Origin of the sequence: Rhizobium sp. L43 (genome assembly GCF_002531725.1) — a bacterium.
Taxonomy (GTDB): Bacteria; Pseudomonadota; Alphaproteobacteria; order Rhizobiales; family Rhizobiaceae; genus Rhizobium.
Genome location: NZ_NWSQ01000002.1, coordinates 75113 through 97411 on the forward strand (window position 1 = coordinate 75113; position 22299 = coordinate 97411).

General features: G+C 62.8%; 21 protein-coding genes. 10 read left to right on the forward strand and 11 right to left on the reverse strand.

Features of this window, described 5'->3' with window-relative positions; genetic code table 11:
- Positions 1–53: 53 nt before the first annotated feature.
- The 7 genes from ptsN to lptC all read right to left on the reverse strand — a co-directional run bounded on the left by ptsN (position 54) and on the right by lptC (position 6318).
- Positions 54–518 (reverse strand): PTS IIA-like nitrogen regulatory protein PtsN, encoded by a 465-nt coding sequence (ptsN, locus tag CO667_RS02865; protein WP_003570770.1) that lies wholly within the window; start codon positions 516–518, stop codon positions 54–56.
- Positions 519–588: 70 nt separating this feature from the next.
- Positions 589–1164 carry a ribosome-associated translation inhibitor RaiA gene (raiA, locus tag CO667_RS02870; protein ID WP_003570772.1) on the reverse strand — a complete coding sequence of 192 codons (576 nt, stop codon included), beginning with the start codon at positions 1162–1164 and terminating at the stop codon, positions 589–591.
- 292 nt (positions 1165–1456) lie between these two features.
- On the reverse strand, positions 1457–2377 hold the full coding sequence (locus CO667_RS02875) for an EamA family transporter (protein WP_097616975.1): 921 nt from the start codon (positions 2375–2377) through the stop codon (positions 1457–1459).
- An 80-nt stretch (positions 2378–2457) separates the two neighbouring features.
- Positions 2458–4020: an RNA polymerase factor sigma-54 gene (rpoN, locus tag CO667_RS02880; RefSeq protein ID WP_097616976.1), complete on the reverse strand. Its 1563-nt coding sequence runs from the start codon at positions 4018–4020 to the stop codon at positions 2458–2460.
- 152 nt (positions 4021–4172) lie between these two features.
- Entirely contained in the window at positions 4173–4949 is a 777-nt protein-coding gene (lptB, locus tag CO667_RS02885) for an LPS export ABC transporter ATP-binding protein (RefSeq protein WP_097616977.1), read from the reverse strand.
- Positions 4950–4989: 40 nt separating this feature from the next.
- The gene (locus CO667_RS02890) at positions 4990–5637 is read right to left on the reverse strand and encodes an LptA/OstA family protein (protein WP_097616978.1); all 648 of its coding nucleotides are present in this window, start codon (positions 5635–5637) and stop codon (positions 4990–4992) included.
- A gap of 15 nt (positions 5638–5652) precedes the next feature.
- Positions 5653–6318, reverse strand: coding sequence for an LPS export ABC transporter periplasmic protein LptC (gene lptC, locus CO667_RS02895; protein ID WP_097616979.1), 666 nt, complete (start codon positions 6316–6318; stop codon positions 5653–5655).
- Positions 6319–6542: 224 nt separating this feature from the next.
- Between lptC and sppA the strand changes: the two genes are divergently transcribed.
- The 3 genes from sppA (at position 6543) to CO667_RS02910 (ending at position 8271) form a co-directional block, all read left to right on the forward strand.
- On the forward strand, positions 6543–7493 hold the full coding sequence (sppA, locus tag CO667_RS02900) for a signal peptide peptidase SppA (protein WP_097617295.1): 951 nt from the start codon (positions 6543–6545) through the stop codon (positions 7491–7493).
- A gap of 29 nt (positions 7494–7522) precedes the next feature.
- Positions 7523–7822, forward strand: a complete 300-nt coding sequence (locus tag CO667_RS02905) for an integration host factor subunit beta (RefSeq protein WP_003544934.1) — start codon at positions 7523–7525, stop codon at positions 7820–7822.
- A 116-nt stretch (positions 7823–7938) separates the two neighbouring features.
- On the forward strand, positions 7939–8271 hold the full coding sequence (locus tag CO667_RS02910) for a LapA family protein (RefSeq protein WP_097616980.1): 333 nt from the start codon (positions 7939–7941) through the stop codon (positions 8269–8271).
- A gap of 24 nt (positions 8272–8295) precedes the next feature.
- On the opposite strand, the gene CO667_RS02915 is transcribed toward CO667_RS02910, so the two are convergent.
- Both CO667_RS02915 and CO667_RS02920 read right to left on the reverse strand, forming a co-directional pair.
- Positions 8296–8730 carry a GNAT family N-acetyltransferase gene (locus CO667_RS02915; protein WP_097616981.1) on the reverse strand — a complete coding sequence of 145 codons (435 nt, stop codon included), beginning with the start codon at positions 8728–8730 and terminating at the stop codon, positions 8296–8298.
- Positions 8731–8794: 64 nt separating this feature from the next.
- Positions 8795–9250: a carbon monoxide dehydrogenase subunit G gene (locus tag CO667_RS02920; protein WP_097616982.1), complete on the reverse strand. Its 456-nt coding sequence runs from the start codon at positions 9248–9250 to the stop codon at positions 8795–8797.
- Positions 9251–9353: 103 nt separating this feature from the next.
- Between CO667_RS02920 and CO667_RS02925 the strand changes: the two genes are divergently transcribed.
- From CO667_RS02925 to CO667_RS02950, 6 genes are all read left to right on the forward strand, one after another.
- A complete protein-coding gene (locus tag CO667_RS02925) occupies positions 9354–9944 on the forward strand; it encodes an NUDIX hydrolase (RefSeq protein ID WP_097616984.1) in 591 nt (196 codons plus the stop codon).
- 153 nt (positions 9945–10097) lie between these two features.
- Positions 10098–11195 carry a class I SAM-dependent methyltransferase gene (locus CO667_RS02930; RefSeq protein WP_097616985.1) on the forward strand — a complete coding sequence of 366 codons (1098 nt, stop codon included), beginning with the start codon at positions 10098–10100 and terminating at the stop codon, positions 11193–11195.
- Entirely contained in the window at positions 11192–12052 is an 861-nt protein-coding gene (locus CO667_RS02935) for an RNA methyltransferase (protein WP_097616986.1), read from the forward strand. The genes CO667_RS02930 and CO667_RS02935 overlap by 4 nt, the downstream gene beginning before the upstream one ends.
- Positions 12049–12552 (forward strand): signal peptidase II, encoded by a 504-nt coding sequence (lspA, locus tag CO667_RS02940; protein ID WP_097616987.1) that lies wholly within the window; start codon positions 12049–12051, stop codon positions 12550–12552. The genes CO667_RS02935 and lspA overlap by 4 nt, the downstream gene beginning before the upstream one ends.
- Positions 12553–12607: 55 nt before the next feature.
- Positions 12608–14887 (forward strand): ATP-binding protein, encoded by a 2280-nt coding sequence (locus tag CO667_RS02945; protein ID WP_097616988.1) that lies wholly within the window; start codon positions 12608–12610, stop codon positions 14885–14887.
- Positions 14888–14995: 108 nt separating this feature from the next.
- On the forward strand, positions 14996–15874 hold the full coding sequence (locus tag CO667_RS02950; protein ID WP_097616989.1) for a GNAT family N-acetyltransferase: 879 nt from the start codon (positions 14996–14998) through the stop codon (positions 15872–15874).
- Between the two features lie 80 nt (positions 15875–15954).
- Here CO667_RS02950 and CO667_RS02955 read toward each other — a convergent pair whose 3' ends face one another.
- The gene (locus tag CO667_RS02955) at positions 15955–16944 is read right to left on the reverse strand and encodes an AraC family transcriptional regulator (protein WP_097616990.1); all 990 of its coding nucleotides are present in this window, start codon (positions 16942–16944) and stop codon (positions 15955–15957) included.
- 228 nt (positions 16945–17172) lie between these two features.
- Complete coding sequence (locus CO667_RS02960; protein WP_097616991.1) at positions 17173–19455, reverse strand: NADP-dependent malic enzyme; 2283 nt, start codon at positions 19453–19455, stop codon at positions 17173–17175.
- A 113-nt stretch (positions 19456–19568) separates the two neighbouring features.
- On the opposite strand from CO667_RS02960, the gene mutS reads away from it, so the two are divergent.
- The gene (gene mutS, locus CO667_RS02965) at positions 19569–22295 is read left to right on the forward strand and encodes a DNA mismatch repair protein MutS (protein ID WP_097616992.1); all 2727 of its coding nucleotides are present in this window, start codon (positions 19569–19571) and stop codon (positions 22293–22295) included.
- The last annotated feature ends 4 nt before the right edge of the window (positions 22296–22299 follow it).

Sequence of the window (22299 nt, forward strand, 5' to 3'; positions counted from 1 at the left end):
AAAAGGGCGCCTGATTTCCCAGGCGCCCTTTCACATTTCGGGGATGATGCGGCTTAAGCGGCGTTCGACGTCTGCTCTTCGTTGAGGAAGGCGTAGATCGCCGAAGCGGAATCGGTGGCGCGCAGCTTGGCGACCAGATCGTGATCGCGCAGCACGCGGGCGATCCGCGACAGCGCCTTGAGATGATCGGCACCCGCGCCCTCCGGCGCCAGCAGCAGGAAGACGAGATCGACGGGCTGGTCGTCCAGGGCCTCGAAATCGACCGGCTGCTCCAGCCGGGCGAAGATGCCGACGATCGAATGGATGTTGACCAGCTTGCCGTGGGGAATGGCGATGCCGTTGCCGACGCCGGTCGAGCCAAGGCGTTCGCGCTGCAGGATAACGTCGAAGATCTCCCGTTCGGAGAGCCCGGTGATCCTGGCGGCTCTTGCAGCCAACTCCTGAAGCAACTGTTTCTTGGAATTTACTCTGAGGGCGGGAATGATCGCATCCTGATGGAGCAAATCTGCCAATGCCATTTCTTTTTCCTTCTGTCGCCGGGATCAAATGCAAGGAGCGGCGGCATCACCGCCGCTCACCGCCCTGATCTCAGCCTTTGATATTGGCTGAATCGATCCAGCCAATATTTCCGTCGTGCCGACGGTAAACGATGTTCAGATGTTCCTTGCCGGGGCTGCGGAACAGGAGAAGCGGCTCGTCGGTCATGTCGAGCGCCATCACGGCGGTAGCGACCGACATGGTCTTCAGCTGCTTCGTGCTTTCGGCGACGATTGCCGGGGCGAAATCGTCGGGAATTTCATCCTCGTGGTCAGGAACGGAATCCATGACCGTGTAGGAGACTTCTGCAAAACCGTTCAGATGGTTTCCGGCATGATGGTCCTTCAGCTTGCGCTTGTAGCGGCGCAGCCGTTTTTCGATGCGCTCCGAAGCGGCGTCGAAAGCCAGCTGGGGATCGGTCGCTTCACCGGCCGCATGCAACACCACCCCGCTGTCGAGATGAAGCTTGCAGTCAGCGGAGAAACGAGAACTCGCCTTTTCCACGGTCACCTGACCCGAGTATCCCCCGTCGAAGTATTTCGTGATGGCCATACCAATTTGGTCCTCGATCTTTTGACGGAACGATTCACCAATTTCCATATGTTTACCGGACACACGCACACTCATGGAGTTTCCCTTCTTATCGTCGTTTGCGGGTATCAGTTTACGCCAAGCCTCAGGTTCATCCAAGCACTTCGCGCAATCTCAAGCAAGATCGGCGTAGGCCTGCGGCTCCCTGGTGCCCTTCTGATGCTGGGGATAACTCCAGACGCCGTTCACGGCATCAATTGCGGCGGGCTTCTAGCCAGCCGCTGCCGAAAAGTCAATAGGACGAAAAATCGTCATCGCTAATACTCTCAACACGTGTGGCCAACACCCAGCGACGCAGTGCCTAGCACCGATCAGGAGCCAACGACTTCTAGAGGCTTCCCTCTTGAGTTGTTCCGACCCGTGCCGGGATCGTCATGGCTGCGACACCCGCGATGACGCAAAAGAGTCCGATCCAGGCCGTCGAGCTCAGCCTTTCGCCGAGGAAGACGATGCCGATCGCAACGCCGATCGGCACCCTGAGATAGGCTTGCGAGGTCGTACCGACCGAGCCCAGCGTCTGGACGAGACGGAAATAGATGGCAAAGGCAAGGGCGGTCGAAAAGGCGGAAAGGGCCAGCAGCGCCACCATCGATTCGGCCGAGGGATCGAGCGTCCACGGCCGATCGACGGCAAGGCTGACGGGCAAAAGAATGACGGCGCCCGAGATCAACGAGCCGGCCGCCGGCACGGCGGGATCGAGGCCCTTGAAGTTCTTGCCGAAAATCGCGGCACCTGCATAACAGACGGTCGCCAGGATGATGGCAAGCTGGGCCATCAGGCTTTCACCGAGGCCGCCGAGCGCTTCGACGCCGATGACGAGGCAGATGCCGGCAAGTCCCGCCATGACGCCGAAAAGCTTTCGCGGCGTCACACGCTCATGGCGGGTGATCAGCACGGTCAGCAGGAAGGCGAAGATCGGCGTTGCCGAATTCAAGATCACCGCCAATCCCGCGTCGACGGTCTGTTCCGCCCAGGCGATCAGGGTGAAGGGAATGACGCTGTTCAGGCAGGCCTGGAGGAAGAACCGCCGCCACGTCGCGCGGTCACCTGGCAGGCGGATTTGGCGGTGGCGGAGGACGGCAAGCAGAATGGCGCCGGCAATCAGCGTGCGGGCGGCGATCATCGTCACCGGCGGAATGGTTTCGACCCCGATCTTGATGAAGGTGTAGGAGGAACCCCAGAGGGTCGCCAGCGCCAGCAGCAGGGAAAGTTCCCTGGCAAGGTTCGGATTTTGCGGCATGGTTGGCATTTCGCTATTGGTTCAAAACACCGGAGGAATAGCGCAATTTGCGGGCGGGATGCTTCGATCGAGGCCGAAGCATTGCCGCGTCAGAAACCGGCGACCTTGGCGAGCGCCCGCTTTTCGCGGCGGCGCTGGACCGAGGAGGCGATGTTCATAGCCTCCCGGTATTTCGCAACCGTGCGGCGGGCGAGATCGATGCCGCCCTTTTTCAGCATGTCGACGATATCGTCGTCGGAGAGCACGGCGTCCGGGCTTTCCTGCATGATCAGCGCGCGGATCTTGTGCCGCACCGCCTCGGCCGAATGGCTGTCGCCGCCGGCCACGGCGCTGATCGAGACGGTGAAGAAATATTTGAGCTCGAAGAGGCCACGCGGCGTCAGCATGTATTTGTTCGAGGTGACGCGGCTGACGGTGGATTCGTGCATCTTGATCGCTTCGGCGACCGTCTTCAGGTTCAGCGGGCGCAAGTGGTCGACACCGTTCAGCAGGAAGGCGTCCTGCTGGCGAACGATCTCGCTTGCCACCTTCATGATGGTCTTCGCCCGCTGGTCCAGGCTGCGCGTCAGCCAGTTGGCGCTCTGCAGGCAATCGGAGAGGAAGGCGTGATCCTCGCCATTCCTGGTCACGCGCGAAAAATAGGACTGATTGACAAGCACACGCGGCAGCGTATCCGGATTGAGCTCGACCAGCCAGCCGCCGTCCGAGGAGGGCCTGACGACCACATCGGGCATGATCGCTTCGGAAACGCCGGCCTCGAAACCGCTGCCGGGCTTGGGATTGAGCTGGCGGATTTCGCCGAGCATGTCGAGAAGGTCTTCCTCGTCGACACCACAGAGCCGCTTCAGCGTGGCGAAATCGCGCCGCGCCAGCAGTTCGAGGTTTTCGACCAGCGCCTGCATGGCGGGGTCGTAGCGGTCCTTCTGCCTGAGCTGGATCGCCAGGCATTCGGCGAGGCTGCGGGCGAAAACCCCCGGCGGATCGAGCGTCTGGAGGGCGGCAAGCACGCGCTCGGCCGCGGTGAGGCTCGTGCCCAGCCGCTCGCCGGTCTCGACGATATCGGCTTGCAGATAACCGGCATCGTCGAGCTGATCGACGAAGTTCTGGGCGATCAGCCGATCGGCCATGTCGGGCAGGACGAAAGGGATCTGCTGGGCGAGATGATCGCGCAGCGACACCTGGCCGGCGACGAAATCGTCGAGATCGTAATCGGCGCCCTCGCCGCCGCTGCCCGGCATCGATTTCCACTGGCCGACGAGCTCCGGCGCATCGAGGCGCTGCGGCGCGCTGTCATCGGGAAAGACATTGGTATAATTGGCATCGAGCTCGTCGTTCAGGCGGCTGGTGCTGGCGCTGCCGCCATTGTCGTACCAGTCGCTGGAGAGCGCCTCGGTGCGGTTGTCGTCACCGTCGTCCGAGCCTGCATCCTCCGGTGAATGAGCATAAGGCTCGTCTTCGGCTTCGCCGCGTTCGGACCCTGCCTCGCCGTCATTCGACGGAAATTCGAGCAGCGGGTTCTTTTCCACTTCCTGGGCGATGAACTGGCTGAGTTCGACATGCGTCATCTGCAGCAACTGGATGGATTGCATCAGTTGCGGTGTCATCACCAGGGATTGGTTCTGGCGCAGGAAAAGACTGGCGGACAGTGCCATGACGGACGCGAAACTCCCTCAATTCCTCCGGGAAACCGCGTCCGATCAAGGCTTCAGGCCGCGGAAATCCAACTTGGCCCAAAAATTGCTTTTTTATCTCATTTGGTCAAGCGGAACTATGCCGCAAGGTGAATTTCTGACGGATCAGCCGCTCAGAGGCTGAAATTGTCGCCGAGGTAAAGCCGGCGCACTTCGGGATTGTTGACGATGTCGTTGGCCCGGCCATGGGTCAGCACCTCGCCGGCATGGATGATGTAGGCGCGGTCGATCAGGCCCAGCGTCTCGCGCACATTGTGGTCGGTGATGAGAACGCCGATGCCGCGCGCGGTCAGGTGGTGAACCAGATTCTGGATGTCGGCGACCGAGATCGGATCGACGCCGGCAAACGGCTCGTCGAGCAGCATGAAGGTCGGGTCGGTCGCAAGGGCGCGGGCGATTTCGAGGCGGCGGCGCTCACCGCCCGACAGGGCGACAGCGGCACTCTTGCGCAGCTTCTGGATATGGAACTCCTCCAGCAGCTCGCTCAGCTTCTGCTCGCGCTCGGCCTTGTCCTTGACATGCACTTCGAGGACGGCGCGGATATTATCTTCCACCGTCAGGCCGCGGAAGATCGAGGCTTCCTGCGGGAGATAACCGACGCCGAGGCGCGAGCGGCGGTACATCGGCATGGTCGTGACATCGTTGCCGTCGATCTCGATCGTGCCTTCATCGACCGGTACGAGGCCGGTGATCATGTAAAAACAGGTGGTCTTGCCGGCGCCGTTCGGGCCGAGCAGGCCGACGGCCTCGCCACGGCGCACCACCAGCGAGACGCCATTGACGACGCGACGCGTCGCATAGGTCTTCGTCAGACCGCGTGCGATCAACGTTCCGTGATAGCGGCTCTTGTCGGCGGCACCCGCAGCTTGTGGCCCGGGTTTACCGAACATGGTGGATAGCGATGATAATTTCACGTGGGAGGCCGGCTTCTCAGTTCTGCTTCTGCTGCGTATTCGGCTGCGACTTCGGATCGAGCTGAATCTGGACACGCCCACCGCAGCTTTCAAGCTCCGCCTGGCCGGTTTGCATGTGAACCGTCAGTTTGCAGCCGGTAAAGACGTTCGGCCCGTCCGACAGAATAACCTTATTGCCCTGATCCGCGGTGAGAACGAAGGTCTGCGAGGCCATGTCGAAATTGCCGTCATCGGCAGTCGCCGTCTGCGTGCCCGAGGTCAGCAGCACCTTGTCCGTGACCAGGATCTTGTCGATATCGGCGCTTCCCGAGGCCAGCGAACCCGACTGCTGCGGTTGCGCTGCGGGCTGGGCGGCGGCTTGCGTCCCGTCCGCGGCCGGCTTTGCCGCCTTGTCCTTGTAATAGACGGTCATCTTGCCGGACTGCATCGTCGTCGTCCCCTGGACGACCTTGACCTTGCCGGTGAACAGCGCCGTGTGTTCCTGGTCGTGAATCTCCAGCTTGTCGCTTTCGATCTGGATCGGCTGGTCGTTGGAAAGCTTCATGCCCGACATCGTGGCGGCCTGCTGCGCGCCTGCGCCCGAGGCCGTCAGAATAAGGGCAAATGCGCCGGCAATGAATGCCATGCCGGTCTTGCAGGTGGAAATGCGACAATCTTTTGTCATGGATGACCCGGCTGGTTAAGTGCCCTGTTTATGAATGGTGGATGGATCGACATTCATGCGAACGTTCCCCTCGAATGTGATCACGCGCCCCTTATCGGTTATCTCCATCGTCTGCGCAAGAATGGAGGCATTGTCCTTGGTGATGGTGACGGGGTCGTCGCTGCGCATGTTTCCGCCCTTGATGTCGAGCCGGGCGGACTGGAATTTTGCATTGAGGCCGCTGCTCAGCACCAGAGTGAAGGGGGCCGTCATATGCAGATTGTCGGTGGCGCGATTGTAATCGGCGGTCGAGGCGACGACCCGGGCAATCAGGCCGTCATTCATCGGCACGGCGGCCTTGATGGTTTCGAGCGTGATGAGATCGGGATTGCGGATATCCTGCAACGCCCGTTCGGCCAGCATCGAATAGTTGATGCCGTCGGAATTGCGTCCTGATATCGCCGGCTTTTCCATCACGACCTTGCCGTTCTCGATCTTGGCGCCTTCTATCTTGATATTCTCGGGCAGATAGATGCTGACCAACGCCACCGCCGCGAGGCCGGCGGCGATGATGAGGGCCGCCACCGGCAGCAAAATCTTCAGCCGCCGCACCCGGGCGGAATGGAACAACGCATCGCCATAGGCGCTCTTGCCGGACCCGGCATAGGCGGCATGTCCGTTGTTCTTCAGGGTATCGAGCATAGGCCTCGTCCATGTGCGGTGATCGCCGCGCCTTCAGAACAAAGCCGGCCGCCAATCACAGTTCGTTTCGCATTATTACATTGGCTTGCCAATATGGAATTTTTTCTGCAACAAGCAACAAAACGGAAAAACATCAAAAAGTGGCATTCGTACGCGCCGCTGCCACCTATTTCACCGGAGCTCTCGGCGGCATGCCGAAGCCGGTGCCAGCGCTGGAGGTTTCTATGGACAGTTCGATGATTGCGGATCGCCGGCGGCTGCGCCGCAAGCTCTGGTTCTGGCGCCTCTTCACGGTCGCCCTCGTCGTGGCACTCGGTTTCGCCTTCTACCGCTTTGCCGTCGGCGATGCCGGGACGGAGCGCCCGCACATCGCCCATGTGACGATATCAGGGCTGATCGTCGATGACGACGAGCTTCTGGAGCGGCTGAAGAAAGTCGAGACCAGCGACCAGGTGAAGGCCGCGGTGATTTCGATCTCTTCGCCCGGCGGCACGACCTATGGCGGCGAGAAAATCTTCAAGGCGATCCGTGCGATAGCAGCCAAGAAGCCTGTCGTCTCCGATGTGCGCACCCTTGCCGCCTCCGCCGGCTACATGATCGCCACGGCCGGCGATACGATCATTGCCGGCGACAGCTCGATCACCGGCTCGATCGGCGTCATCTTCCAGTATCCGCAGATCCAGCCGCTGCTCGACAAGATCGGCGTCTCGCTGCAGGAAATCAAGTCCTCGCCGCTGAAGGCCGAGCCCTCGCCCTTCCACGAGGCGAGCGAGGAGGCCAAGGCGATGATCCGCAACATGGTGGTCGACAGCTATAACTGGTTCGTCGACCTGGTCGCCGACCGGCGCAAGCTGCCGCGCGACGAGGTGCTGAAACTGGCCGACGGCACGATCTATACCGGCCGCCAGGCACTGAAGGTGAAACTCGTCGATACGATCGGTGGCGAGCCTGAGATCCGTGCCTATCTCAAATCGCGCGGCGTCGATGCCGACCTGCCGATGGTGGATTGGGACAAGAAGAGCAATACGCCCTTTCTGCTCGCTGGGGCTGTTTCGCGGTTGATTACGATCTTCGGTTATGATGATCTCTTGAAAGGCCAGGATATCAATGGAATCCTGCCCCCAAAGTTGCTTCTTGACGGGCTGCTTTCAGTTTGGCAGGTTGGCCGCGATTGATAAGAAATCAATAATTTAAGGGGGCGAACGTGATCAAGTCCGAATTGGTGCAGATTGTTGCAGCACGCAACCCGCATCTCTATCATCGCGACGTCGAGAATATCGTCAACGCGGTTCTCGACGAGATCACGGATGCACTGGCTGCGGGCAACCGCGTCGAATTGCGCGGCTTCGGCGCGTTTTCGGTCAAGAACCGCCCTTCCCGTTCCGGCCGCAACCCGCGCACCGGCGATACCGTCTTCGTCGAGGAGAAGTGGGTTCCCTTCTTCAAGACCGGCAAGGAGCTGCGCGAGCGGCTGAACCCCGGCCAGGCCGACGAAGAGGATTGAGCGACAGCCGCCTGCGGCGAAACCGCACTTGAATTCGAGCGCCGTTTTTCTATCCTGCCAAGCATCAAACGCGCCCTTCAAAAAAACCGGCGCACTATGCCGCGTGGAGACCTCAAATGGCCAAGAAGATCGTCAACCTGTTGATTTTGCTGCCGCTCGGCGTTATCCTCATCGTCTTCTGCGTCGCCAACCGGCAGAGCGTCACGCTCGCCTTCAATCCGTTCCGGCCTGACGATCAGGTGCTTGCGGTTTCCGCACCCTTCTTCGTCTTCCTGTTCATCGCCCTGATCGCAGGCATGCTGATCGGCGCGGCCGCCACCTGGTTCAGCCAGGGCAAGCACCGCAAGCGCGCCCGCACCGAAGCCAAGGAAGCCATCCGCTGGCAGGGTGAGGCCGACCGCCACAAGAGCCGCGCCGAGGAAATCGCCGGGCAGCTGCCGACGCGGTAAAACCGACGACGCGCCCGCGAGCGGTCAAACCGGAAAAAAGCTCAGCTCCTCATAGTCGCCTTCCGGCGATGCGCCGTTGCCGGTCACGCGGAACCCGTGGGCGAGGTAGAACGCCTTCGCCCGGCGGTTCTTCACCAGGCACTTCAGCCGATACCGGTGTTGCGGCCATTCGGGCAGCGCCCGCAGCAATGCCGTGCCGGCGCCCTGTCCCTGGAAATCCGGGCTGATATAGAGCATGTGGATGAAATCGTCCTCCGGCCAGAGCGACAGGAAGCCGGCTACACCGCCGTTTTCATGCGCGCAGACGAAGACCGTCTCGCCACTAGTGTGGGCGGCGAAATCCTCGCGGTGGAACTTGCCGGGATCGACCCAGACGAATGTTGCGCGGCGCACGGAAAGATAAATCTCCGCGAGCATTTCCTGATCTTCCGCCCGCGGCGGCCTGATGGTCCACGTCATCTCGTCGATTTACCCCAAGCCCCCTACCCGCGCCAAGCCCAAAGCACATGGTGTTGTGCCAGGATCAGCCGGCCGCCACCTTCGCGACGACGGCGGCGTTGAAATCCGAAAAGAACCCCTCGGCTAGCCTCTGCGAGGTCGAATCGAGCAGGCGTGCGCCGAACTGGGCAAGCTTGCCGCCGAGTTCGGCTTTTGCCCGATAATGCAGGATGGTCTCGCCGCCGCTTTGCTCGAGCACGATATCGGCGCTGCCTTTGGCGAAGCCGGCAAGACCGCCCTTGCCTTCGGCCGACAGCGTGTAGCTCTTGGGCGCATCGACATTGGAAAGCGTCAGCAACCCATGGAAGGTGGCCGACAGCAGGCTGAACCTGACCTTGATCGTCGCCTCGAAGACATCGGGCGACAGCCGCTCGATGCCCTGGCAGCCTGGAATGCAGCCGCGCATGATCTCGGGATCGTTGAGCGCTGCCCAGACGACGTCCCGCGGCGCGGCGATGCGTTCTTCGCCGGTGAAATCCATTCGATAGCCCCATCTCCGATTCGCTCACCTTATCTCAGCGCGGAGGCTATTTGCCACGCCGGAGAGGAATGTTATCTGGCGCGTTCGAAGCAAGGAGCCGGCGATGGACGATGAACTGAAGCCCTGGAGCGTGACGGCGAGCCGCATCACCTATGAGGACCGCTGGATCAGGCTCCGCAGCGACGATTGCGTCACCGCCGATGGAATCGTCGTCGCGCCCTTCCATGTGCTCGACTATCCCGACTGGATCAACGTCATCCCTGTCATGCCCGACGGGCGTGTGCTGCTGACGCGGGAGTACCGGCACGGCCGCGGCGAGATCGTGCTCGGCCTCGTCTCCGGCGGCGTCGAGGCCAGCGATGTAGAGACCGACGATGCGGCAATGGCGGCGGCACGGCGCGAACTGCGGGAAGAGACCGGTTATGAAGCCTCGACCTTCGTCAAGCTGCTGACCTCCTATCCGAATGCCGCCAGCCAGAGCAATATGGTGACCAGCTGGCTGGCGCTCGGCGTCAGCAGAGCCGGCGAACCGCGTTTCGACTCCGGCGAGAAGGTCGAGCTGCTGTTTGCCGATCTTGCCACCATCCTCGGCGACATCAAGTCCGGCGCGGTCATCCTGCAGTCGATGCATGTCGCCGCACTTTATGCAGCCGAGAGCTGGCTTCTTACACGGGCGACCGATGGCTTGAAGTAGCTGCCACGCCTGGACAAGCTGTGCTCTTGCCGCCAGCCAGGTTGACGCGCAGTTGATCCGGTACGGTTTTCTGGGCTACTGCATAATTCCAAGGGCACTGCAGTGGACGCAGACCCTTGTGAAGACACCCCGACAGACACGCGGAAAAACACGTTGAAACAGAGAGAACGCCGGCCGGGCCAGAAGAAGACATCAGGTCCTTCCGGTGAAAGCCGCAGGGACGATCGGGCCGGCCGGCCGCCGAAGCCGGTGGCGCGGCCTGCGGCTACCCGCGAGAGCGTGCGCGAGGCTACTGCACCAGCCGCCGTCGAGCGTCCGCTGATGACGCGCAGCGGCGAGCGTCCGGCTGAGCGCGTGCCTGTCATCCTCGAATCGCTCGGGGCCGGCGACTTCCACCTGATCGACAGCGGCAACGGCGAAAAGCTGGAGCAATACGGCCCGTACCGCATCATCCGCCCGGAGGCCCAGGCGCTGTGGCGGCCTTCGCTGCCCGCGCATGTCTGGGAAAAGGTCGACGCCGCCTTCACCGGCGATACCGATGAGGAAGGCACCGGCCGCTGGCGTTTCCCGAAGGAGGCGCTCGGTGAGACCTGGCCGCTCAATCTGCTCGGCGTCGATTTCCTCGGCCGCTTCACCTCCTTCCGCCATGTCGGCGTCTTCCCGGAGCAGATCGTGCACTGGAGCTGGATGAAGGATCAGGTCGAAAAGGCCGGCCGGCCGCTGAAGGTGCTGAATCTTTTCGGCTATACCGGCGTCGCTTCGCTGGTTGCCGCAGCAGCCGGCGCCGAAGTCACCCATGTCGACGCCTCGAAGAAGGCAATCGGCTGGGCGCGGGAAAACCAGGCGCTCGGGCGCATGGAGAAGCTGCCGATCCGCTGGATCTGCGAGGATGCGATGAAATTCATCCTGCGCGAGGAGCGCCGCGGCAGCCAGTACGACATCATCCTCACCGATCCGCCGAAATTCGGCCGCGGTCCGAACGGCGAAGTCTGGCATCTCTTCGAGCATCTGCCATTGATGCTCGATGTCTGCCGCGAGATCCTATCGCCGAAGGCGGTGGGCCTGGTGCTGACGGCCTATTCGATCCGCGCCAGCTTCTATTCGATCCACGAGCTGATGCGCGAGACGATGCGCGGCGCCGGCGGCGTGGTCGAATCCGGCGAACTGGTGATTCGCGAGGCGGGCACCGACGGCAAGACCGAGGGCCGCGCGCTTTCCACCTCCCTCTTTTCCCGCTGGGTGCCGAAATGAGCAAGGACTTCCACGATCAGGGACCGCGCAGGGTCGGGCAGGTGAAAGAGGTCACCTCGCTCGCCAATCCGATCATCAAGGACATCAAGGCGCTGACGAACAAGAAGTCGCGGGAGGAAAGCGGGACATTCCTCGCCGAAGGGCTGAAGCTGGTCATCGATGCGATCGAGCTCGGCTGGACGATCCGCACGCTGGTCTATGCCAAAGCGGCCAAGGGCAAGCCGCTGGTCGAGCAGATGGCGGCAAAGACCGTCGCCTCGGGCGGGCTGGTACTCGAAGTCAGCGAAAAGGTCATCGCCTCGATCACCCGCCGCGACAATCCGCAGATGGTCGTCGGCATCTTCGAACAGCGCTGGAAGCCGCTGCGGGACATCCGGCCGAGGGATGGCGAGACCTGGGTGGCGCTCGACCGGGTACGCGACCCCGGCAATCTCGGCACCATCATCCGCACCGCCGATGCGGCCGGCGCTTCCGGCATCATTCTCATCGGCGAGACGACCGATCCCTTCTCGCTCGAAACCGTACGCGCCACCATGGGCTCGGTCTTCGCCGTACCGGTCGCGCGGGCGACGCCGGAGGAATTCATTTCCTGGCGGAAATCGGCCGGCGTCTCCGTCGTCGCGACGCATCTTGCCGGCGCGGTCGATTACCGCACGATCGACTACCGGAAGAAACCCGTCGTGCTGTTGATGGGCAACGAGCAATCCGGCCTGCCGGACCAGCTGGCGAGGGAAGCCGATGCGCTTGCCCGTATTCCCCAGCAGGGCCGCGCCGACTCCTTGAACCTCGCCGTCGCCACCGCCGTCATGCTTTTCGAGGCGCGCCGCCATCTCCTCTCACTTGCCGAGGGCAAATGACCGAACAGACGCTTGCACGCCCCGCACTGTTTTCGCGCCCGGCGCCGATCCTCCTTTTCATCGTCGTCGCCGTTCTCATCGACCAGGTCGTCAAGATCACTGTCGATCATTACCTGCCGCTGCAGGAGGCCGTGCCGGTCATTCCGATGCTGGCGCTCTACCGCACCTACAATCTCGGCGTCGCCTTTTCGATGCTGTCGGGCATGGACGGCTGGTTCATCGTCGGCATGCGGCTCATCATCGTCGCCTTCGTCATCTGGCTGTGGTACCGCACGGCGAAGGACCGCTGGCTTGCCCATCTCGGTTATGCGCTGATCATCGCCGGCGCGATCGGCAATCTGGTCGACCGCTTCGCCTATGGCCATGTGATCGATTACATTCTGTTCCACACCGAAAGCTGGTCCTTCGCGGTGTTCAATCTCGCCGACAGCTTCATCACCATCGGCGCCGGCTGCGTCATTCTCGACGAGCTGCTGCTGCCGAAAAAGACCGGCCGCTAAAATCTTATCGAATTCCTGAAGGCATTCGGAAGAGGCCTCATGTTAGCCATATACCATGCAAAGTCTGGGACAGTTGCAGGAAACCTTGTCCGCCGCCTTCGGCGGACCCGCCGCCAAGCCGCATGAAGAGCGGATGGGGGGCTTCTCCCTGCGACCCGGCGCCTCGGCGCGTCAGACCGCCGACGACCGCAATATGGGGCCGGCAACGACACGGCGCCTGCTGTTCTACTGGCTAGGTGGCGCCGGCCTTCTTGCCGCGATGATCCTGACGCTGCTTGCCCATGCCGGCGATCCGCTGCTGCTGTCGGGCGGCCTTGTCGTTCTCGGCCTTGCCGTCATATCAAGTTATGCCGTCCTGATGGTTCGGCGGCGGAGAGCCCCGCGCGACGGCAAACCCCTGCCGGATTGGAACGATGGTGCAAAGCTGTTTGCCGACGTGCACGACGTGCTCGGCGACATCACCGTCAGCCGCAGCATGGACCGGCGCATCATCTCCGCCAACGACACGTTTTGCCGCCTGACCGGGCGGCTGCATCCGGAGGGATTGAGCTGCGAGGAGATCGGGCTTGCCTTCCGCCCCGGCCCGATACCGCACTGCTACGACGTCGAGATTTCGACGCCGGACGGCCAGCGCATCTTTCTCTGGCGCGACGTCGTCACCCGCGACCCGGCAAACGGCCGCCTGCTGCTGCAGAGCGTGGCGCGTGATGTGACCGACGAGCGGCTCATCGCCCAGGGCCGCGAGGAGGCCCGCCAGAAGGCCGAATATAACAGCGCTGCCAAATCGAGGCTGCTTGCCACCGTCAGCCACGAGGTGCGCACGCCGCTTTCCGGCATCCTCGGCATGACGCATTTGCTCGCCGAGACGCGGCTGACGCAGGAGCAGCAGGACTATCTGGCGAATATCCGCCAGTCCGGCCACGCACTGACGCAGCTGGTCGAGGATCTGCTCGATTTCTCCACCATCGAGGTCGGCCGCTTCGCGCTGCATCCGCGTTCGGAATCGCTGCGCAAGCTCTTGGAGAGCGTCGTCGAGATGCTCGCCCACCGGGCGCATGAAAAAGGCATCGAGATCGGCGCCACGGTGTCATCCGATGTGCCGGAGAATATGAATTTCGATCCGGCGCGTCTGCGCCAGGTCCTCTTCAACGTCATCGGCAATGCCGTGAAGTTCACCCAGGTCGGCGGCGTTTTCATTCGCGTGTCGCTCGACGCCGACGACCTGTCGATCACCGTCACCGACAGCGGTCCCGGCATGACGGCGGAGGAGCAGGCGCGCGTCTTCGGCGAGTTCGAGCAAGGCGGCAGCGTTGCCGACAAGAGCAGCGGCACCGGGCTCGGCCTTGCGATCTCCGCCCGGATCATGCGCGAATTCAACGGCACGCTGACAGTATCCGGCGAAAAGGGCAGAGGCAGCGAATTCACCATCCGCTTCCCTATCGATATCGGCAGCGAGCGCCCCGACCGGCGAAATACGCTGCTTGCCGGCAACAGCGTCGTGCTTTTGGCGCCGGCAGGTGCAGCGCGCGCCGCCATCGCCGAGACGATCACCGCGCTCGGCGGCCTCTGCCATCTCGTCGCCGACGGCGAAAGCGCGCGGGCAACGCTGCTCGGCCTGGCAAAAGGCGGAAAGCGGCCGACCGATATCATCATCGACCACCGCATGTCGGCGGAATTTTCCGCCCATCTTGCCGATCGTGCCGAAATCGCAGCCCTTGGCCTGCGCAAGGTCCTGCTCGTCAATCCGGAAGAGCGCAACGCCCATCCGCTCGACCTTTTCGATGCCTGGCTCATCCGGCCGCTGCGCGAACAATCGCTGATCGACGTGTTGCGCGGGCGCATGCGCGGCATGGAGAAGCGCGACGCGCTGAACGACAATCAGCCGGGTTTCGGCCTTTCGGTGGCGGAGACGCTGGCGACAGCAAGCGGGCTCAACATCCTGCTTGGCGAGGACGATCCGATCAATGCCATGCTGGTGCGCGTCGTCCTGGAAAAGGGCGGGCACAAGGTGCGCCATGTCGAGGATTTCGAGGCGCTGCTCGATTGCGCCCTATGCGAGGCGAATGCCCGGCCCGACATCATCATCAGCGACCTGTCGATGCCCGGTGGGAACGGCATCGACATGCTGGGGCGTCTGCGCGGCCACGAAAGGCGGCTCGACCTCGTCTCGGTGCCGGTGATCGTTCTCACCGCCGACAAGAGCGACGAATCGCGCCGCCAGGTCTTACTCAACGGCGCCAACCGCGTCATGGTCAAGCCGGTCGACCCGGTGCGGCTGCTGACCGAAGTTCAGGCGGTCGCCGCACTTTCCGCCCGCCGGGCAGAGGCGCGGTAACGTGCCGCGGGACCGGCATGCTTCTTGCGTTGGGAAATTCAATATGTCACTTTCCTGTCGCAGAGAAGTGTTTTATGGCGTCGATAAGCCGGCAACGGGAGAATCGCCATGTCCGCCATCGACATCCTGAATCGTGACACCACCGCGGAGGCTGCACGGCCCTCGACGGCTGCTGCGCAGAAGGACGGCGACATCCTCGGCCGCATCGGCAATCTGGAAACCCGCCTTGCCCGCACGGCGCGCGAGATCGATGCCGCCCAGGCCGTGCGCTATCGCGTCTTCGTCGACGAAATGAAGGCGCAGCTGCCGTTGGATGCCATGCGCCGCCAGCGGGATGTCGATGCCTATGACGCCTTCTGCGATCATCTTCTCGTTCTCGACCGCACGATCGAGGGCGACCCGGAAGACCAGATCGTCGGCACCTACCGGCTGTTGCGCCAGGATGTCGCCATCGCCAATGGCGGTTTTTACTCGGCTTCCGAATTCGAGATCGAAGGCCTCATCGCCAAACATCCGGACAAGCGCTTCATGGAGCTCGGCCGTTCCTGCGTGCTGCCGGAATACCGCACCAAGCGCACCGTCGAGCTTCTGTGGCAGGGCAACTGGGCCTATGCGCTGAAGCATGGCGTCAGCGCCATGTTCGGCTGCGCCTCTTTCCCCGGCGTCTACCTCGAAAGCCATGCGCTGGCGCTGTCTTTCCTCTACCATAATGTGCTGGCGAAGAACGAATGGGCCGTGGGCGCCCTGCCGGATCTCGCCCGCAACATGGATCTGATGCCGGTCGAGGCCATCAACCCGAAGCGGGCGCTGATGGCCCTGCCGCCGCTCATCAAGGGTTATCTGCGCCTCGGTGCGATGGTCGGCTCCCACGCGGTCGTCGATCATGCCTTCAATACGACCGACGTGCTGATCGTGCTGCCGATCTCCAGCATTTCCGACCGCTACCTGAATTATTACGGCGCCGACGCCGGCCGCTTCGCGAGCTGATGCCTGTCGCCCGGACATGTGCAGCCGTTCCGAGCCGCTTGTGAAAAACCAGTGACAGCCGGTCTAACGGATGAGCGCCCTCATCCACCATATCGCTTTCTCGTATCCGACGGCTTTTCTCCATAGGCCGCCCGATAGATTGCCGAAAAACGGCCGAAGTGAAAGAACCCCCACTTCAAGCAGATGTCCCGCAACGGTTGTCGGTTCGACGGATCGCGGAGATCCTCGCGGACGGCGTGCAGGCGGAGCGTCCTGAGATAGGCTGCCGGTGTGGCTCCCTTGAAGTCACGAAAACCGACTTCGAGAGCGCGAATGGAAATGCCTGCCGCCTCCGCGACGCTCTGCATCGTCAACGGCTGGGCGATGTTGGCATGCATGAATTCAATGGCTCGACGGATATGCCGCGGCGTTATCAGATGGATTTTCTTGTCGAGCAGATGCGAGAGCCGATGAGGAATCAAGCGCACCACGAGATCGGCAAGCGCCTGGGTCAGGTTCGCCATGGCGATTGGCGAGTGAAGCAGCGGCCCGTTGTTGCGCAGGCCCATGATCATCGTTTGGACGAGATTGCCGAGCAACTGTCCCGCTGCCGTGGAAAAATCGATGACGGGCGCCAACTCCATTGTCCCGATCAGCGGCCTCTCCAGTATGGCGGCGGCGGCCTGAGCGATGATTGTCCAGTTCAGACTGAGTGTGTCCGACCGGTGAGGCGCTGCTCGTATGGAAACCCATTCCGACTCAAGATTGTTCATCAACAGCAGCCGCCCGGGCGTGGCTTCGACCACTGTCCGACCAAGCCTGACATTGAGGGCACCCGTGCGCGGAACGACGATTGCCAGAGTTTCCGGCGTTCCATGTGCCGTTCTTGCACCCCAGTCGCCGGAATCCTGGTTGCTGACCAGCGACAAGCTTTCATCACCCCAAAACCCGACCTTCCAGTCGAGCGGTTTCTCCCGGCCATTGCGCCATGCGTCGAGCGAGCCAAACCCCTTGGTCAGGGCCTCGACCATATCGTCGAAAGTTGCCCCCTGGAATCGGGCGGTGAAATCGGCGGATGCGTCTTCTAGCATGGGAAACCAACCGGCTGATATTAAACAACTGAGCTGCGAAACCGCATCGATTGCCCGCAGTTTTAATGTCCCTGCGGGCAAATGCATGCCGCCCTATAGGCTTATTGTATCAAAAGTATGATTTATCGAAAGAGCCGTCTTCATCGCGGCTGCCCATGAAAACTTATGCCCGGCCGACGGGCAGTCGGCCGGGCACGGATACCGTCTGTTAGGTGGGCAGGACGCGGTTTACGAGCCGCTATAGGCCGCGATCGCCGCCATGTTGACGATATCGGAATCCTTGGCGCCCATCGAGGTGATCTGCACCGGCTTGTCGAGACCGACGAGGATCGGGCCGATGACGGTGGAGCCGCCGAGCTCCTGCAGCATCTTGGTCGAGATCGAAGCCGAATGGAAGGCCGGCATAACAAGCACGTTGGCCGGGCCGGAGAGGCGGCAAAAGGGATATTGCTCCATCACCTTGCGGTTCAGCGCGACATCGGCGGCCATCTCGCCGTCATATTCGAAATCGACGCGGCGTTTGTCGAGGATCTTCACCGCCTCGCGCACCCGCTCGGAGCGTTCACCCGAGGGATGGCCGAAGGTGGAATAGGCGAGCATCGCGACACGCGGCGGATAACCCATGCGCCGTGCCAGACCGGCGGCCTCCTCGGCGATGTCGGCAAGCTGCTCGGCCGTCGGCATGTCGTGCACTGCCGTATCGGCAACAAAGACGGTGCGGCCGCGGCAGAGCGCCAGGGATACGCCGATGACCCGGTGACCGGGCTTCTCGTCGATGCAACGCCGCACATCCTCGAGCGCCGTCGAATAGTTGCGGGTGATGCCCGTCACCATGCCGTCGGCGTCGCCGAGCGCCACCATGGTGGCGGCGAAATGGTTGCGGTCATTGTGGATCAGCCGCTGGGCGTCGCGGTGGAGATAACCGTGCCGCTGCAGCCTGGCATAGAGATAGTCGATATAGGCCTCGACCCGGGTCGAGATACGGGCATTGACGATCTCGAGGCCGGGGCGGTTGAGATCGATGCCGGCGCGTTCGGCCGTCGCCCGGATCAGGTCTTCGCGGCCGAGCAGGATGGCGGTGCCGAGCTGCTGGTTGGCGTAGGACAGTGCTGCGCGCAGGACCTGCTCTTCCTCGGCCTCGGCAAAGACGATCCGCTTCGGGTGCCGGCGGACACGCTCGTAGAGTCTGGCGAGCGTCGAGGCGATCGGATCGCGGCGCGCCGAAAGCTCGCGGGCATAACCGGCCAGGTCGGTGATCACCTTGCGGGCAACGCCGCTTTCGATCGCGGCTTCAGCGACCGCAACCGGGATCGCCGAGATCAGGCGCGGATCGAAGGGGACGGGGATGATGTATTGCGCCCCGAACCGCGGCCGGTTGCCCTGATAAGCGGCAACCACGTCATCCGGCACGTCCTCGCGGGCCAGGTTTGCCAGCGCCTTGACGGCGGCGATCTTCATCGCGTCGTTGATTGTCGAAGCGCGGACGTCGAGAGCGCCGCGGAAGATATAGGGAAAGCCGAGGACGTTGTTGACCTGATTCGGGTAGTCCGAGCGGCCGGTCGCCATGATGGCGTCGTCGCGGATGCGGGCGACCTCCTCCGGCGTAATCTCCGGATCGGGATTGGCCATGGCGAAGATGATCGGCCGGTCCGCCATCGAGCGGATCATCTCGGCTGAAAACGCCCCCTTCTGCGACAGGCCGAAAACGACGTCGGCACCTTTCATCGCTTCTTCCAGCGTGCGCGTGTCGGTCTTTGCCGCATGCGCCGATTTCCACTGGTTCATGCCCTCGGTGCGGCCCTGGTAGATGACCCCCTTGGTGTCGCAGAGGATGACGTTCTCAGGGGCAAAGCCCATCGCCTTGATGAGTTCGACGCAGGCGATCGCCGCGGCACCGGCACCGTTGCAGACGAGCTTCGTCGTCTTCAGGTCGCGGCCGGTCAGCTCCAGCGCATTGATCAGGCCGGCAGCGGCGATGATCGCCGTTCCATGCTGGTCGTCATGGAAGACCGGAATGTCCATCAGTTCGCGCAGCCGGCTTTCGATGACGAAACAATCCGGCGCCTTGATGTCTTCGAGGTTGATGCCGCCGAAGGACGGACCGAGGAAACGCACACAATTGATGAACTCGTCGACATTTTCGGTATCGATTTCGAGATCGATGGAATCGACGTCGGCGAAGCGCTTGAAGAGCACCGCCTTGCCTTCCATGACCGGCTTGGAGGCCAGCGCACCGAGATTGCCGAGACCGAGAATGGCCGTGCCGTTGGATATGACGGCGACCATGTTGCCGCGCGCGGTGTAATCATAGGCCGTCTGCGGATCGTCGGCGATCGCCTTGACCGGAACGGCGACACCCGGCGAATAGGCAAGCGAGAGGTCGCGCTGCGTCGCCATCGGCTTGGTCGGGTTGATCTCCAGCTTGCCGGGCCGGCCCATGGCATGAAATTCAAGCGCCTCCTGGTCGGTAACTGATGTCGCCGGCCGGTCCTTCTTATCGATATCGGGCATAAATCCTCCAACGTCCTGTGGGCGACGCTTTGCTCTTCCTCAAATGCTGTTGTCATCTATAGCGGCGGGCGGATAGGGTTGGCACCTGTTTTTTTGGGAAAAACTGCACCTCCGTGAACGCACGAATAGACACAGAGAACGAAGCCTTTTCGGCTGCCGAGCTTGCCACGGCGGAAAGCCGCGCCTCGGCGACGCCGATGATGGAGCAATTTATCGAGATCAAGGCGAACAATCCGGGTTCGCTGCTGTTCTATCGCATGGGCGACTTCTACGAACTGTTCTTCGAAGATGCGCTGGAAGCCTCCCGCGCGCTCGGCATCACGCTAACCAAGCGCGGCCAGCACATGGGCCAGGATATCCCGATGTGCGGCGTTCCGGTGCATGCGGCCGACGACTATCTGCAAAAGCTGATTTCGCTCGGTTTCCGCGTCGCCGTCTGCGAGCAGATCGAGGATCCGGCCGAGGCGAAGAAACGCGGCGGCAAATCCGTCGTCAAGCGCGACGTCGTCCGCCTGGTCACGCCAGGCACGATCACCGAGGAAAAGCTGCTTTCGCCCTCGGAATCCAACTATTTGATGGCGCTGACCCGCATTCGCGGCGGGGCCGAACCCTTGCTGGCGCTGGCCTGGATCGATATTTCCACCGGCGTCTTCCGGCTTGCCGAGACCGAAGCGTCGCGGCTGCTTGCCGATATCCTGCGCATCGATCCGCGCGAGCTCATCCTGCCCGACACGATCTTCCACGATCCCGAGCTCAAGCCGGTCTTCGACGTGCTCGGCCGCACCGCGGTGCCGCAGCCTGCCGTGCTCTTCGACAGCGCCAGCGCCGAAGGCCGGATCGCCCGGTATTTCGGCGTCGCGACGCTCGACGGCTTCGGCACCTTCTCGCGCGCCGAGCTGGCAGCAGCTGCCGCTGCCGTCGCCTATGTCGAAAAGACGCAGATTGCCGAGCGGCCGCCGCTCGGCAAGCCGGAGCGGGAAAGTGCGGCTTCGACGCTGTTCATCGACCCGGCCACCCGCGCCAATCTGGAATTGGCGCGCACGCTGTCGGGTGACCGCAACGGGTCGCTGCTGAAGGCGATCGACCGCACCATCACCGGCGGCGGCGCACGGCTTCTCGCGGAACGGCTGATGTCGCCGCTGACCGACCCTGCCCGCATCAACGCCCGGCTCGATTCGATCGGCTTCCTGATCGACGAACCCTTGCTCTGCGGCAATCTGCGCGACACGCTGAAACATGTGCCCGACATGCCGCGCGCCCTGTCGCGCCTGGCGCTCGACCGCGGCGGCCCGCGCGATCTCTGGGCGATCCGCCAGGGCCTGGAAGCGGCGGCGGGACTTGCGGACCTGCTCGCAAGCGCGATGCTGCCGGAAGAGCTCGGCCAGGCGCTGTCCGGGTTGCAAGCCCTTCCGGCGGGCCTGGAAAAGCTGCTGGCCGAGACGCTCGCCGACGAATTGCCGCTGCTGAAGCGCGATGGCGGCTTCCTGCGCGACGGCGCCAGTGCCGAGCTCGACGAGGTTCGGGCGCTGCGCGATCAGTCGCGCCGTGTCATTGCCGGGCTGCAACTGCAATATGCCGAAGAGACCGGCATCCGGTCGCTGAAGATCAAGCACAACAACATCCTCGGCTATTTCATCGAGGTGACCGCCGGCAATGCCGCGCCGATGACCGACACGGCGGAAGCCAAGGCGCGCTTCATCCACCGCCAGACGATGGCGAGCGCGATGCGCTTCACCACCACCGAGCTTGCCGATCTCGAAAGCCGCATAGCCAACGCCGCCGACCGGGCGCTGACGATCGAGCTCGCTGCCTTCGACAGGATGACGGCGGCCGTGGTTGCGGAAGCCGAAGCGATCAAAACGGGCGCCCGGGCGCTTGCCGTCATCGACGTCGCAGCAAGCCTGGCGCTTCTCGCCGAAGAGCAGGCCTATTGCCGGCCGCAGGTCGACGGCTCGAAGATGTTTGCGATCGAAGGCGGGCGCCATCCGGTCGTCGAGCAGGCGCTGCGGCGCCAGGCGGGCGGTCCCTTCGTCGCCAACAATTGCGATCTCTCGCCGAAAACAGGCGACAAGGACGGCGCGATCTGGCTGCTGACCGGCCCCAACATGGGTGGTAAATCGACCTTCCTGCGCCAGAACGCGCTGATATCGATCATGGCGCAGATGGGCTCCTTCGTGCCGGCGGCATCAGCCCATATCGGCATCGTCGACCGGCTTTTCTCCCGCGTCGGCGCGTCCGACGATCTGGCGCGCGGGCGCTCCACCTTCATGGTCGAGATGGTCGAAACCGCTGCGATCCTCAACCAGGCGAGCGACCGTTCGCTCGTCATCCTCGATGAGATCGGCCGCGGCACCGCCACCTTCGACGGCCTGTCGATCGCCTGGGCCTCCGTCGAACACCTGCATGAGGCCAACCGCTGCCGCGGCCTGTTCGCCACGCATTTCCACGAGCTGACCGTGCTTTCGGAAAAGCTTGGCCGGCTATCGAACGCCACGATGCGCGTCAAGGAATGGGACGGCGACGTCATCTTCCTGCATGAGGTCGGGCCAGGGGCGGCGGACCGCTCCTACGGCATCCAGGTCGCTAGGCTTGCCGGGCTTCCGGCCTCGGTGGTGACGCGGGCCCGCGATGTGCTCACCCGGCTGGAGGATGCCGACCGCAAGAACCCGGCGAGCCAGCTGATCGACGACCTGCCGCTCTTCCAGGTGGCGGTGCGCCGCGAGGACACCGCCCGCGGCCCGTCCAAGGTCGAGGAGGCGCTGAAGGCGATGAGCCTTGACGACATGACGCCGCGCGAGGCAATGGACGCACTTTACGACCTCAAGAAGAAGCTGAAATAGGAGC